The organism is Sporosarcina obsidiansis, from assembly GCF_009651005.1.
Taxonomy (GTDB): Bacteria; Bacillota; Bacilli; order Bacillales_A; family Planococcaceae; genus Sporosarcina; species Sporosarcina obsidiansis.
Genome location: NZ_WHVW01000007.1, coordinates 110,298 through 124,448 on the forward strand (window position 1 = coordinate 110,298; position 14,151 = coordinate 124,448).

The window sequence follows — 14,151 nt, forward strand, 5'->3', positions numbered from 1 at the left end:
TCTCCTTAAAATAATGGTTTTCCGGTCATTTCAACCGGTTGAGGAATTCCTAACATTTTTAACATAGTCGGTGCCAAGTCTGCAAGAATACCGTCTGTCCGTAGCGTTAGATCAGGTTGTGTAATAATCACTGGAACTGGGTTTTTCGTGTGAGCTGTCATCGGTTGTCCACCTATCGTGATGACTTCATCTGCGTTGCCGTGATCTGCCGTAATAATGGCTGATCCGCCTTTGGCAAAGAGCGCATCGATAATTCGTCCAAGACACTCGTCCACCGTTTCAATTGCTTTGACAGTCGGCTCAAGTAATCCGCTGTGCCCGACCATATCTGGATTAGCAAAATTTAAAATGATCGCATCTTGACGTTCTGCTTCGATTTCTTTAATTAATGCAGACGTCACATCATACGCGCTCATTTCGGGCTGCAAATCGTACGTCGCCACTTTAGGTGAGTTAATGAGAATCCGGGTCTCCCCTTCAAATTCCTCTTCGCGTCCCCCACTCATAAAGAACGTTACATGCGGATACTTTTCCGTTTCCGCAATCCGTAACTGACGTTTCCCACGGTCCGCCAACACTTCACCGACTGTCTTTGTCAAATTTACATTGTGAAAGACAATATCCGCGACTACATCCTCATTATAATGAGTGAAGCCGACAAAATGTAAGTCCGTAAACTTCTTAACACCTGTATCGAACCCATCAAATCCTGGCTGTGTGAATGCGCGTGAAAGTTGGATCGCTCGGTCAGGACGGAAATTGAAGAAAATTACCGCATCTCCATTCTCCACTGTAGCGACTGGCTTCCCCTCTTGTTGTACCACAAATGGCTCAATAAATTCATCATGTACTTCTTCTATATAAGAAGCGCTAACTCCTTCTTCTGCACATTCTACATGTTTGCCGATACCGTAAACCATCGCATCGTACGTTTTCTGCACACGATCCCATCTCTTATCTCGGTCCATTGCATAATATCTGCCCGAAACTGTCGCGATTTGACCGACACCGATCTTCTTCATTTCTTCTTCTGTCCGTTTAATGTAAGGAATTGCGGTTGTTGGTCCCACATCTCGTCCATCAAGAAATGCATGCAAATACACTCGTTCGACGCCTTGTTGTTTGGCCATTTTCAATAGTGCAAATAAATGCTCATAGTGGCTATGTACGCCCCCATCAGATAGTAGTCCCATCACATGAAGTGCTGATTGCTTTGTTTTTACATGGTTCATCGTTTCTAGCAAAGTAGCATTCTCGAAAAACTCACCATCTCGAATGGACTTATCAATCCGGGTCAAACTTTGATACACGATGCGTCCTGCTCCAATATTCAAATGACCCACTTCGGAGTTTCCCATTTGTCCTTCTGGCAAGCCAACAGCTTCCCCACACGCTGTTAACGTAGCATGGGGGAAGTTTTTCCACAGTAGATCAAAGTTTGGAATGTTTGCATGTGCGACAGCATTACCGTATTTTTCATCGCGCAAACCAAAGCCATCCAAGATAATGAGTGCAACTGGATTATTCGACATGTGTTCCAGCCTCCACTAATTTGTAGAACGCTTCTGGATCGAGGCTCGCTCCACCCACTAATGCACCGTCAATATGCTCTTTACTTAATAATTCAGCGATGTTTTCAGGCTTCACACTGCCACCGTATTGAATACGAATCGCGTCTGCCACTTCTTTTGAATAAATCGTTTCGATTTTATGACGAATAGCTCCACATACCTCGTTCGCATCTTCAGCCGTGGCCGTTTTTCCTGTTCCAATTGCCCAAATTGGCTCATAGGCAATGACGGATTGTGCTGCTTGCTCGGCTGTGACATTAGTGAATGCTTTTTCTACTTGTGCAGAGACGATCGAAACAGTTTCCATTGCTTCTCGTTGCTCCAATGTTTCACCCACACAAATCATAGGCATAAGTTGATGTTGGAATGCAGCCAACACTTTTTTGTTGACCGTCTCATCTGTTTCATTGAAGTATTGTCGACGTTCGGAGTGTCCGATAATCACATACTGTACACCGATGTCAGCTAGCATTGCCGGGCTTATTTCTCCCGTAAAAGCACCTTCGTCTGTATCATGCATCGTTTGTGCGCCTACTTTGACAGCACTCGTTTCAAACCGCTTTAGCAAGTCCGCAATATAGAGAGCGGGCGGACAAATAACCGCTTCCACCTGATCGGACCCCGTAATGCGACCTTTGATTTGTTCCGCAAAGTCTGCAGCTTGATCCGTCAATTTATACATTTTCCAGTTACCTGCAATAATTCGTTTCCGCAAAAGAATTCCTCCTATTCTCTATCTTGTAATACGGCAACTCCTGGCAATTCTTTACCTTCCATGAATTCCAATGAAGCTCCGCCACCTGTCGATACGTGATCCATTTGTTCCGCTACTTCAAACTTTTCAACAGCAGCTGCAGAGTCTCCTCCTCCGATCACAGTATAGGCTTTTGTTTCAGCCATCGCATCCGCTACCGTTTTCGTTCCATTTGCGAATGGTTCCATTTCGAATACACCCATCGGTCCGTTCCAAATGACGAATTTAGAGTCTACGATTACTTGCTTGTATCGCTCTGCTGTTTCCGGTCCAATATCTAGGCCCATCCAGCCTTCCGTAATCTCTTCCACCGATACCGTTTTCGTCTCGGCATCTGCTGAAAAAGCATTCGCTACGACAGCGTCAGTCGGCAAATACAAATTCACATTTTTCTCTTTTGCTTTTTGAATGAATGATTTCGCCAGCTCCACTTTATCTTCTTCTACTAGTGAATCGCCAGTTTGATGACCTTGCGCACGTGTGAACGTATACGATAGACCTCCACCAATGAGTAAGTTATCCACTTTATCTAATAAGTTATCAATCACACCGATTTTATCTTTCACTTTTGCTCCACCAATAATGGCAGTGAAAGGTCGTTCTGGCTGTGACAACGCTTTTCCGAGAACATCCAATTCTTTTTCCAATAAGAAGCCTAGAACGCCAGGTATATACTGCGCAATTCCAGCAGTCGACGCGTGTGCACGGTGAGCTGTTCCAAATGCATCATTAACAAAGACATCCGCAAGATCAGCAAATTGTTTTGCTAAGTCTGCATCATTCTTCTCTTCACCAGGATTAAAGCGAACGTTTTCTAACAAGATGATCTCGCCATCCTTCATTTCTGCGATAGCTTGTTCCACTTCTGTTCCTGTAGAAGTATCCAATTTCCGTACTGGTTTGCCAAGAAGTTCAGATAACTTATCGCCAGCGGGCGTCAGTCTCATGTCTTCTTTCACTTCACCTTTTGGGCGTCCCAAGTGGCTCGCTAAAATGACTTTTGCTCCTTTACCTGTCATATACTCAATCGTCGGTAAAGCAGCTCGAATTCGTGTATCATCCGTCACCTTACCGTCTTCCATTGGTACATTAAAATCCACACGGCAAAAGACGCGCTGGCCTTTCAACTCGATATCTTTAATCGTTTTCTTTAATTTCATGGATTACATCCTCCTTCGCCATTTTATCTGGATTCTGCTGAATTCAGATATAAAAAGAGGAACGGGTTTCTCCGTTCCTCACACCCATATTTATTCATTATAATCGGTCGCCAGTAGATTGGCTATGATTTATAGTAGATTCGCTTATTTCTCGAATTAAAGACCTTGTTTTTCCATATAGCGAGCCAAGTCGATACAGCGCGCAGAGTAACCAGATTCATTATCATACCAAGAAATAACTTTCACCAAATTGCCATCTAGCACCATTGTGGATAGTCCGTCAACTGTAGACGAAGCTGTGTTGCCATTATAATCAATAGAAACAAGTGGCAGTTCGCTAAAGTACAGCAGACCTTTTAATTCGTTTTCCGAAGCTTGTTTCAATGCAGCATTCACTTGTTCTGCTGTGACGTCTGCATTCACTTCTGCTACAAAGTCCACGAGTGATACATTCGGCGTTGGAACACGTACTGCCATTCCGTCTAGTTTACCTTTTAGTTCTGGAATGACTTTCGTTACCGCTGAAGCTGCACCAGTTGATGTGGGGATCATAGATTCTGCTGCTGCACGTGCTCTTCGGTAGTCTTCATGTGGCAAATCCAAGATCCGCTGATCATTCGTATAAGAGTGAACAGTTGTCATCATTCCACGTTTAATACCGAATTCATCGTTCAACACTTTCACAACAGGCGCTAAACAGTTTGTTGTACATGAAGCATTGGAAACAATATGGTCAGTTGCCGCATTATAAGTATCTTCATTTACACCCATTACAAGTGTCGTCATTTCACCTTTTGCCGGAGCAGATAAAATAACTTTTTTGGCACCTGCATCAATATGTTTTTGTAATTTTTCCGTATCACGGAATACCCCAGTCGAATCAATAACAATATCTACTCCAAGGTCGCCCCACGGAAGATTAGCTGGATCTTTTTCCGCAAACACTTTTACTTTTTTGTCGTTAATAAGTAATGTAGATTCATCTGATTGTACTTCTGCATCTAAAATACCATGTACTGAATCATACTTTAAGAGATGTGCAAGCATCGCTGCATCCGTCAAGTCGTTGATCGCAACTACTTCCACGTCATCTGTTTTCAACGTTTCACGCAATACCACTCGTCCAATTCGTCCAAATCCATTAATCGCTAATTTCACTGTCATAATAAATCGCCTCCAAAAAGTAGTTTTTATATTTTTGCTCATTTACTGAGCGTTGCATAGCCGTAATTCACATCAGTGACAGCATTTTTTTGGCCGCCCCTTCATCTGTCATCAAAATGGTTTGTTCTGGCGCGCTCGCTAAATAGGACAGCAATGCCTCCGCCTTACTCTCTCCACCTGCAACCGCAAATATTAGTGGAACATTTTGCAATTGCTCGATTTGTATGCCTACCGTACGGATCCGATGAACAATTTCACCATTCCGATTAAAATAAAAGCCGAATGCTTCTCCTTTAGCCTGCCGATCCACAAGAATCCGCTGTTCTTTTTCAGGAGAGTTTCGCAATAGAGCCATCTTGGAAGCATCACCAATTCCATGAATGACGCATTCCGTCTTACTATATAGATCTAACATCTCTTTTGCGGCAGGCTCATGTTGGAAAACTGCATGTGCTTCTTCGCTAAGAGTGTCAGGGTAATAAAACGCTTTATAAGATGCACCGCAAGCTTCAGCAAATGATGCTGCAATCATGTTGGCTTGTAGGCCAATTTCTTCGCCAACGCCACCTCTCGCAGCGATGAATTGAATATCTGACAACTCATCGTTCTGCATGAAGGGAGGAATCGCCGCCACTGAACTACCACCTGTCACAGCCACAATTTTACGGTTATGGATGTGCGTACGAAATTGCTTCGCTGTATGCATGCCAAGTAGTTTTTTCGTTAACCCCGAATGATCGGAGTCACCTTCCACTATATGGACTTTTTGAATGGACAATCTTTTCGTAAGTTCTTTGGCAAGTTCTCGTCTACCAGATTTTTCTTCAATCGTATCATGCAATATAAAGAGGACATCTACACCTTTTTCAGTAATAGACACACCTTCTTTAGAAATACCCACTAGACCTTGTTGATTAAACAATTCAAGCATCGTTCTTGTTTCTCGTTCTGAATAGCCAGACATAGAACTTAGTGGTCTTCTACCAATTGGTCCAGCCAGTTTAATGAGTTTTAGCAAATGATATCGTTGTTCAATTAACGAAGGAAGTTCAGGTACAAGTGCCAGTTGTGCATCGTTAAATGATAAGTTCAGTTCCATCACTCTTTTCAAGTGGGTAAATTTCGATCCCATTAAACAATATTTGTCCCACCTACTTTAAAAAATTATTATATACTGATTATAACACTATTCAAATTACAAATCAATAAAGAAAACGCTTTCATTAATCAATTATTTCTAAAATATCGATATAGCCGATATTTCCGTATAAAATGACGTTTCCGTTTTGTTCAAGCACCGGGATCATCAGCATATATTTCTCATGAATTTGATCATCTTCTTCAATATTAATAGTCGACCATTCGATAGGATGATCTTCTGCCACCAGTCGAAGCATTTGTTCTGCCTCAACGCAGAGTGGGCATCCTGGTCTCGTGTAAAATGTGAAATTCATGCAAGTCACCTCGTGAGTAATTTTAATCTTATAGTATAAAATAAATCGATCTTAAACAAGAGGAACGCGCCAAAGTGTCATTGCACCGCACCAAAGTGGCACCGAACAGAACCAAAAACATATAGTACCGCGCAATTATCATGCTGAACCGATCCAAAACTCGCACGGAACGAACCAAAACAGCAGCTCACCGCACATTTCCTCTATTAATTAAGAAAGGTCTTCTCATAAAAAACAAGAGCCGCCCGAAAAGTTAGGTTACATAACTTTTCAGACAGCCCCAAAAGGAGAATGTCACCAGCTTCTTCCGGCGCCGCCTCCTCCAGTGGAACCGCCGCCACCGAAACCTCCGAAGCCGCCTCCGCTTCTGCCGCCAAAACCGCCACTTCCACCTCCCATTGAACCTGGGAAGAAGATCGGACCGCCTCGAGATCTTCCACGTGGACCGCCACCGCCGCCTCTTCCTCCCCCGCCCATAAAGACACGGAAGAGAATGTATAAGATAATAAGAACTACGAGAAATGAAGGTATACCAGGCTCTCCCTCGGTCTGAGCATATTCGACGGGAAGCTCATCTCCCTCTAGTCCATATTCCGCTGCAATTTCATTATAGAAGGCTTTATATGCTTCCATAATGGCTAGGTCAGGTTGTTCGGGCTTTGCTGTTAAATATGGCATGGCAACTTCATCGATAATGCGACCTACTTTGCCGTCTGGGAGTGCGCCTTCTAATCCATAACCGACAGTTAAGTGAAATTTTCTTTCATTGGTGCCTTCAGGTTCAGTTGAAACGATTAACAGTGCTCCATTTTCCAGCTCCTTATCACCAAGTTGCAATTCACGGAATTTCCTTACTCCGTACTCTTCTACCGGCTCATCTTCTAACGTAGTAACAGTTCGAACAGCAAGCTCTGCTTTGGTGGCGCCAAAAAGACGAATTCCATACTCCCGTAACTCTGCCTCTTGTTGAGGCGATAGAATCTGTGCATCGTCTACTACCACTTCCGTTATCGCATGAGCAGTCGTTGCAGTGCCAATCAGGGCGAATAACAATGCAACTACAAACATGCGGAAGCGATTCCTCACTTCGTATCATCTCCAAAGTCGACTGTTGGCGGTTGTTTCGCCCCTTCATCCGCTTTGAAATATTCTTTTTCGTCAAATCCAAAAATTGACGCAATCATTTTTCCTGGGAAACGTTTTACTTTTCGATTATATACAGATACTACATCATTGTAATCTTTACGAGCTACTGCAATCCGATTTTCTGTACCCGCCAATTCATCCATTAATTGCTGGAAGTTCTGATTTGCTTTTAGATCTGGATAGTTTTCGACTACGACCAACAATCTGCTTAACGCACTAGATAGCTCTGAATCCGCTGCTGCTTGTTCTTCTGGCCCTTGCGCACCTGCCATTTTGCTCCGTGCGTTGGCGATATTCTCTAAAACCTCCTTTTCATGAGACGCATATCCTTTTACCGTACTGACTAAGTTAGGAATTACATCCATTCTTCGCTGTAATTGAGTTTCGACTTGTGCATACGCTTGATCTACATCTTCATCCAAATTAACTAATTTATTATAGCTGGGAACAATCATAACAGCCGCAAGTACAACTAAAATGATGACAACTACTAGTGGTCCTGTAATTTTCTTCATCCACATCTGCTCCTTTCATGTTGAATTAGTATTTACTTACCCTAATTCTTTATCCCGCCAAACTTCTAGTTATTTTATGTAGCTCCACAATAAAGTGGTCTCGTATAGGTGAAAGTCCAATACTGTATATGATGTTAAGAATATAGTAACTACTATATGACAGGGTTATTCCGTAAAGTACAGGTGTTTTTAAATGAGAATCACTAGCTCTGTGAGTATTTTTCCAGAAAATACTTTACAGGTTATTTCGAGTAGGCTATACTATAAAAAAGTTGCTCTAAGGAAACAATTAAACCAAATCATGCACTAAAGTTGCACTTAGGAAACTATTGTTTTATAGTACTTTTTAGAACGTAACCGATATACATCCAACTGGTTTTTATTTACCTAAAAGTTGCACAAAGGAAAGAAATATAAAGGAGGAAACAGGATGATCGATCCGATCACAGTCGAACACATCAGTGTATCGTACGATGGAAACGAAGTAGTGAAAGATGTTTCATTTTCATTTGAAGCCTCAAGTTTGATTGGGGTACTTGGTCCAAACGGTGCCGGAAAATCAACATTAATGAAGGCTATGCTCGGCTTAATCCATAAAGATCAAGGGACTGTAAAACTTGGCAGCAAGTCTGTAGATGAAATGCGAAAGAAAATTGCGTATGTCCCACAACGTTCAAATATTGACTGGAACTTCCCAATTGTGGTTAAAGATACTGTGCTTCTTGGAACATATCCGAAAGTCGGTTTGCTACGACGCCCCAAAAAAGCAGATAAAGAATGGGCGATGGAATGTCTCCAGCAAGTTGGCATGGAAGACTTCGCCAACCGGCAAATCGGTGAACTTTCAGGCGGTCAACAACAGCGTGTATTTTTAGCACGGGCATTGGCACAAAAAGCCGATTACTTCTTCTTAGATGAACCATTTGTCGGTATTGATGTTTCAAGTGAAGAAGTCATTATTAATATTTTGCGTAAATTAAAAGATGCCGGCAAAATTGTTTTCGTTGTACACCATGATTTATCGAAAGTGAAAAGTTATTTTGATGAGTTGGTATTGATCAATAAAGAGTTGATCGACGCGGGACCTGTAAGCAAAGTATTCCAGTCAGGTAATATGACAAAAGCATATGACCGTCAATTCATGCTAGATGGTTTGGAGGTTTCAATGTAATGGAATTCATCCAGGATTTAATGACATATGGCTTTTTGCAGAAAGCTTTTATCACTTCTGTTATGGTGGGGATTATTTGTGGTGTAATCGGGAGTTTCATCGTACTTCGTGGAATGGCTTTGATGGGAGATGCAATATCTCACGCAGTTTTGCCGGGTGTTGCCATTTCTTATATGCTCGGTATCAACTATTTCTACGGGGCCGTCGTGACGGGGTTGCTAACAGCGTTCGGGATCAGCGCCATTTCTCAAAATAGCCGTATTAAAAATGATTCTTCAATCGGTCTAGTATTTTCAGCGTTTTTCGCTCTCGGTATTATTTTGATCACCCAAGCAAGGAGTGCAACAGACCTGACGCAAATTTTATTTGGAAACGTGCTATCGGTTCGTACCTCTGATATGTGGCTAACATTGATCATAGGAGCAATCGTTATTTTCGCAGTGATTTTGTTCTTTAAAGAACTTCTCGTCTCTAGCTTTGATGAGACGATGGCAGCAGCTTACGGATTGAAGACTCGTATGATTCACTATGGTATTATGTTTCTTTTGACACTAGTAACCGTTGCTTCATTACAGACGGTTGGAGTCATTTTAGTAGTATCATTATTGATCACACCTGCTTCAACTGCTTATCTCTTAACGAACCGTCTATCGATTATGGTCGTGCTGGCCGCTTTTTTCGGCGCATTGTCCTCCATCATCGGTTTATATTTTAGTTTCTTGTACAACATGCCATCAGGGCCAGTCATCGCCTTGGCAACGACAGGTATCTTCGTATTAGCATTTCTATTTTCGCCAAAGCAAGGGATTGTTATCCGAAAAATTCGTAAAGCTTCTAAGCGCAAAACAGTTGCGACTGGCAACTAATTTTAGGATCAACCGCTTCTGCGGGAATATAAATTAATGATATTCAAAGGAGTAGAATGAATCACATGAAAAACTTAGTTACATGGCTAGGACTGTCCTTGCTCACCGTGTTCCTGTTAGCAGCTTGCGGCAATGACGACAGTACATCAAAAACGGATGGCGGAGACAAAGCTCCTGATTCCGGAGAAAAGTTACAGGTTGTAACGTCCTTTACCATTATTGCAGATATGGCTCGTGAAATTGGCGGAGACTACGTTGAGGTATATAACTTAGTCCCTTCTGGAACGGATCCTCACGAATATGAGCCTTTGCCAAATGATATAAAAGCAGCAACAAATGCAGACGTATTGTTTTATAACGGATTGAACCTGGAAGGCGGGAAAAATGGCTGGTTCTTTAAAATGATGGACACCGTTAACCAGAAAGATGAAAACATCTACAGTTTGACTGAACGCGTAGATCCAATGTACATCGGCGGAGAAGATGGCCGTGATGAAGAAATCAACCCACACGCATTCATTGATCCAGCTGTAGGTGTGAAAATGGCAGAAGATATTCGTGATGCATTGATTGAAAAGCACCCATCAGATAGCGACAAAATTAAAGAACAAGGCGATGCGTATGTACAACGTTTGAAAGATTTGGATATTGAATTTCAAAAACGCATTGCATCTATCCCCGAAGAAAACCGAGTACTCGTCACAAGTGAACGTGCTTTCCAATACTTGAACGACCACTATGGCTTGAAAGAAGCATTTATTTGGGAAATCGATACTGAAGAGAACGGTTCACCTAAGCAAATTAAAGAACTCGTTCACTTTATCCAAGATCATAAAGTACCTGTCCTGTTCGTAGAGTCTAATGTAGATACTCGTCCAATGGAGACCGTTTCTAAAGAAACAGGCGTTCCAATCGCTGAAAAACCAATCTACTCTGATGAAATTGGTAATCCTGGCGAAGAAATTGATACGTATATTAAATACTTGAATTACAATATGGATTTAATTCATGACGAACTGAGCAAAAAACGTTAAAAATTTCACATTCAGCCAACCAGCTATTATTATAAAAGGAAGTCACTTTAACTAGTGACTTCCTTTTTCATGATAGAGTTTTTGTAAGAGGCTATTATACACATAGCCATAAACTTATATGGTACTTGCAGCATGTAAACAAAGGAGCTTTTTTATGGAAAGTATAACGATCGAACGTTACGTAAAAACAATAGGTGAAAAATCAACTTTACAGTTACTGAAAGTTTTACAAGAAGGACTTATGTCTGTATCCCATCCTGCTATTAGCCAACATATGAAATGGCAGGAAGTCGCACAAGATGAAAGACACGGCAAGTGGATTGATTGGTCGATCAACACACATCCCCCAAAAAATCCTTTCCCGTTTTATCTGTTGGAAGTTTTACCCATTCAGACAATTGATAAAAGCAAGGAGACTACATGATGCAAATAATATTGGCCTCCATCATTTTTTTACTAACTCTTCTTTTTGTAATTTGGCAGCCAAGAGGATTATCCATTGGCTGGTCTGCCACAGCAGGTGCTTTTCTAGCCTTGCTAGCAGGAGTCGTCAGCTTTACGGATATCGTGGACGTCACATCGATTGTATGGAATGCGACGTTGACGTTTGTTGCACTCATCATCATTTCACTCATTTTAGATGAAATCGGATTTTTCGAATGGTCAGCATTACATATGGCGAGGTTTGCCAAAGGCAGTGGATTGCGGATGTTTTTGTTGGTCATCCTTCTTGGTGCTGCGGTGTCCGCGTTGTTCGCAAATGATGGCGCTGCGCTGATTTTGACCCCGATTGTTCTAGCTATGGTGAGAGCTCTTGATTTTAAGGGAAAGATGATTCTGCCCTTCATCATGGCGTCAGGTTTTATAGCTGATACGACTTCTCTGCCGTTTGTCGTGAGCAATCTGGTGAACATTGTATCCGCAGATTATTTCGGTATCGGCTTTGCAGAATATGCTAGTCGCATGATAGTCCCGAACTTTTTTAGTTTAACAGCGAGCATCTTAGTGCTGTACCTTTATTTCGCAAAATCTATTCCAAAACATTTTGATGAAACACGCCTGCGTCATCCCGCTTCTGCTATACAAGATCAGAAAATGTTTCGTATTTCTTGGATTGTACTTGGTATTTTGCTGATAGGGTACTTTGTCAGTGATTCGCTCGCTCTACCTGTTTCATTTGTCGCAGGATTGGTTGCACTGGTTTTCTTACTGACTGCCAGAAACAGCCCTGCTGTTCAGACGGGCGAGGTGCTGAAAGGGGCTCCTTGGGCCATTGTCTTCTTCTCAATCGGTATGTACGTCGTTGTATATGGTTTACGGAATGCAGGGATGACAACTACTTTAACTGATTTGATAGAATGGACATCTGCCCATGGTTTATATGCAGCTACGCTCAGTATGGGATTCATTGCTGCCATATTATCTTCTGTCATGAATAACTTACCTACTGTGATGATTGATGCATTAGCTATTCAAGATGCAGCTGTCTCCCCTGAAATTCGGGAGGCTCTCATCTATGCCAACATCATTGGTTCAGATCTTGGACCGAAAGTAACGCCTATCGGATCGTTGGCGACTTTACTGTGGCTCCATGTTCTTTCACTGAAAGGTGTACAAATATCCTGGGGCTATTATTTCAAGGTAGGTATTGTGCTGACTGTTCCGACCTTATTTATCACGTTGACTGGGTTGTGGTGGTGGCTGACGATTATGTAAATTGTTTATCTGATTGAAAAAGAGCCTATTCGGCTCTTTTTTCAATTGTATGGGAAAAGAATCATTTTATTCACCAAGTAATGTTTCGGTAATACTTTCGATATCTTCCGCGGCTTGTCTTTCCTTATCTTGAATTATATCCAGCTCGCCATTATTCATCGTTTCCATACTAAATTTAATTGTTTTTTCTTCCACGCAGTCGATATATCTTTTATACGCATCCCTAAGTTCCTTGCCCATCGATTCAAAAGCATTCGGGATTTCCAAACGATTTATATCTTGTTGTATCTTTTTGAAATCTTCTACTTTTGAAAACCATTCTTCTTTCATTGCCGAAATATCATGGTCTTGCATGAAGATATATTTCTCGGATATTTCCGCATATTCCTCAGAGCCTTTTATTAACCGTTTATCTAATTTAGCGATTTGTAATAGGTAATCTTTTCTGCTGATCGTCATCATATCATCTCCTATTTAAATTATACGTTAAAATGATTTTTATTATCCACAAAAAAGTTAATGACTACAATATGTATTTCTCATTCTAGAATAAAAATTAAATCAACGAGATCATGACGCAGTATATTATTTTCGACACAAACTCCTTAGCTGATAGATCCTTGAGTGGAAATCATCTGAAGTCAGCATGCTCATGATCCAATATAAAAGCGCTGCTACTATTAATGATAAAATCACTAATGGTAGCAGCGCTTTTTTGATACAGAGACTTTTCAGTAGACGCTAATAGTTCCGTTTTTTATTTCAGTCACTGATTAAAAAAATGAACATAAAATAATGAAGAAGGATCGTTTACTATGAAAGGAGTGTGTGAATTGCAAAATACAAATCAAGTGTACCCAAACCCCAACATACAAACTATAAATAATTTATTGAAAGCTATGCATGGAGAATATCACGCGATCTATTGCTATGAAATTTTAGCTAATCAAGCACCTACCCAAGATATTAAAAATAAAATACTAGAGATTCGGAATGACGAAATGAGGCACTACCAAACCTTTTGGGTTCTCTATTTTCAATTAACTGGTAAGGAACCCGAGATCAAATTAACAGAAGGCTGTGCAAAAGACTATATGAGTGGCGTAAAAGCAGCTTTTATGGATGAGCAAGCAACAGTTGATTTTTATCATGAAGCTGCACGCAAAACTACTAATCCCATTATTAGTTCTGCTTTTACTCAGGCTTCAGCCGATGAACAAAATCATGCGGTTTGGTTCTTATATTTCCTCAATCATAGCTAGCGTTAAATAAAAAGGGGGCATGTGTATGTACAATACGAATAAGCAACAGTTTATGAATAACACTGACTCTCCCGAGATATTCGCAGCTAAGCTTGCTTTGTTTGGGGCCGCACTTTCTACATTAGGTGATGGAATTTCGACAATCGCCGCGGGTATTGCACTTCAAGAACTAGAAAACTCAAATCAGCAAGATTCCCAACAACAACTAACAGATGAACTTGATAAAATGCAAAAACAAATAGATCAATTAAATAATCAGATTAAGAAGATGGGTAATAGTAAATGGTAGTTGTATATAACTTCTTTTCCAAACACTAAAGAAAATCAAAAACTCCTGC

At 41.2% G+C, this 14,151-nt stretch carries 16 protein-coding genes; 7 read left to right on the forward strand and 9 right to left on the reverse strand.

What is annotated here, in order from left to right; genetic code table 11:
* Positions 1–5: 5 nt before the first annotated feature.
* From gpmI to GD002_RS08130, 8 genes are all read right to left on the reverse strand, one after another.
* A complete protein-coding gene (gene gpmI, locus GD002_RS08095; protein ID WP_153731848.1) occupies positions 6–1,532 on the reverse strand; it encodes a 2,3-bisphosphoglycerate-independent phosphoglycerate mutase in 1,527 nt (508 codons plus the stop codon).
* Positions 1,522–2,286: a triose-phosphate isomerase gene (tpiA, locus tag GD002_RS08100; RefSeq protein ID WP_153731849.1), complete on the reverse strand. Its 765-nt coding sequence runs from the start codon at positions 2,284–2,286 to the stop codon at positions 1,522–1,524. The genes gpmI and tpiA overlap by 11 nt, the downstream gene beginning before the upstream one ends.
* Before the next feature lie 11 nt (positions 2,287–2,297).
* Positions 2,298–3,485 carry a phosphoglycerate kinase gene (locus tag GD002_RS08105; RefSeq protein WP_153731850.1) on the reverse strand — a complete coding sequence of 396 codons (1,188 nt, stop codon included), beginning with the start codon at positions 3,483–3,485 and terminating at the stop codon, positions 2,298–2,300.
* Positions 3,486–3,641: 156 nt separating this feature from the next.
* Positions 3,642–4,649 (reverse strand): type I glyceraldehyde-3-phosphate dehydrogenase, encoded by a 1,008-nt coding sequence (gap, locus tag GD002_RS08110; protein ID WP_153731851.1) that lies wholly within the window; start codon positions 4,647–4,649, stop codon positions 3,642–3,644.
* A gap of 67 nt (positions 4,650–4,716) precedes the next feature.
* The gene (locus GD002_RS08115) at positions 4,717–5,781 is read right to left on the reverse strand and encodes a sugar-binding transcriptional regulator (RefSeq protein WP_153731852.1); all 1,065 of its coding nucleotides are present in this window, start codon (positions 5,779–5,781) and stop codon (positions 4,717–4,719) included.
* Positions 5,782–5,872: 91 nt separating this feature from the next.
* Positions 5,873–6,103 (reverse strand): glutaredoxin family protein, encoded by a 231-nt coding sequence (locus GD002_RS08120; RefSeq protein ID WP_153731853.1) that lies wholly within the window; start codon positions 6,101–6,103, stop codon positions 5,873–5,875.
* Between the two features lie 294 nt (positions 6,104–6,397).
* Positions 6,398–7,189, reverse strand: coding sequence for a TPM domain-containing protein (locus GD002_RS08125; protein ID WP_228548332.1), 792 nt, complete (start codon positions 7,187–7,189; stop codon positions 6,398–6,400).
* Positions 7,186–7,764 carry a LemA family protein gene (locus GD002_RS08130; RefSeq protein ID WP_153731854.1) on the reverse strand — a complete coding sequence of 193 codons (579 nt, stop codon included), beginning with the start codon at positions 7,762–7,764 and terminating at the stop codon, positions 7,186–7,188. The genes GD002_RS08125 and GD002_RS08130 overlap by 4 nt, the downstream gene beginning before the upstream one ends.
* Before the next feature lie 430 nt (positions 7,765–8,194).
* On the opposite strand from GD002_RS08130, the gene GD002_RS08135 reads away from it, so the two are divergent.
* From GD002_RS08135 to GD002_RS08155, 5 genes are all read left to right on the forward strand, one after another.
* Complete coding sequence (locus GD002_RS08135) at positions 8,195–8,935, forward strand: metal ABC transporter ATP-binding protein (protein ID WP_153731855.1); 741 nt, start codon at positions 8,195–8,197, stop codon at positions 8,933–8,935.
* Complete coding sequence (locus GD002_RS08140; RefSeq protein ID WP_153731856.1) at positions 8,935–9,801, forward strand: metal ABC transporter permease; 867 nt, start codon at positions 8,935–8,937, stop codon at positions 9,799–9,801. Before GD002_RS08135 ends, GD002_RS08140 begins: the two co-directional genes overlap by 1 nt.
* Positions 9,802–9,866: 65 nt before the next feature.
* Complete coding sequence (locus GD002_RS08145) at positions 9,867–10,835, forward strand: metal ABC transporter solute-binding protein, Zn/Mn family (RefSeq protein ID WP_194841518.1); 969 nt, start codon at positions 9,867–9,869, stop codon at positions 10,833–10,835.
* A 154-nt stretch (positions 10,836–10,989) separates the two neighbouring features.
* On the forward strand, positions 10,990–11,259 hold the full coding sequence (locus GD002_RS08150) for a hypothetical protein (RefSeq protein ID WP_153731858.1): 270 nt from the start codon (positions 10,990–10,992) through the stop codon (positions 11,257–11,259).
* Positions 11,256–12,551 (forward strand): arsenic transporter, encoded by a 1,296-nt coding sequence (locus tag GD002_RS08155; RefSeq protein ID WP_153731859.1) that lies wholly within the window; start codon positions 11,256–11,258, stop codon positions 12,549–12,551. Before GD002_RS08150 ends, GD002_RS08155 begins: the two co-directional genes overlap by 4 nt.
* A gap of 66 nt (positions 12,552–12,617) precedes the next feature.
* Here the strand turns inward: GD002_RS08155 and GD002_RS08160 are convergent, their stop codons facing one another.
* Positions 12,618–13,010: a hypothetical protein gene (locus tag GD002_RS08160; RefSeq protein ID WP_153731860.1), complete on the reverse strand. Its 393-nt coding sequence runs from the start codon at positions 13,008–13,010 to the stop codon at positions 12,618–12,620.
* Positions 13,011–13,384: 374 nt separating this feature from the next.
* On the opposite strand from GD002_RS08160, the gene GD002_RS08165 reads away from it, so the two are divergent.
* Complete coding sequence (locus GD002_RS08165) at positions 13,385–13,813, forward strand: ferritin-like domain-containing protein (RefSeq protein WP_228548333.1); 429 nt, start codon at positions 13,385–13,387, stop codon at positions 13,811–13,813.
* A gap of 25 nt (positions 13,814–13,838) precedes the next feature.
* Entirely contained in the window at positions 13,839–14,102 is a 264-nt protein-coding gene (locus GD002_RS08170; protein WP_153731862.1) for a translation initiation factor 2, read from the forward strand.
* Positions 14,103–14,151: the final 49 nt, after the last annotated feature.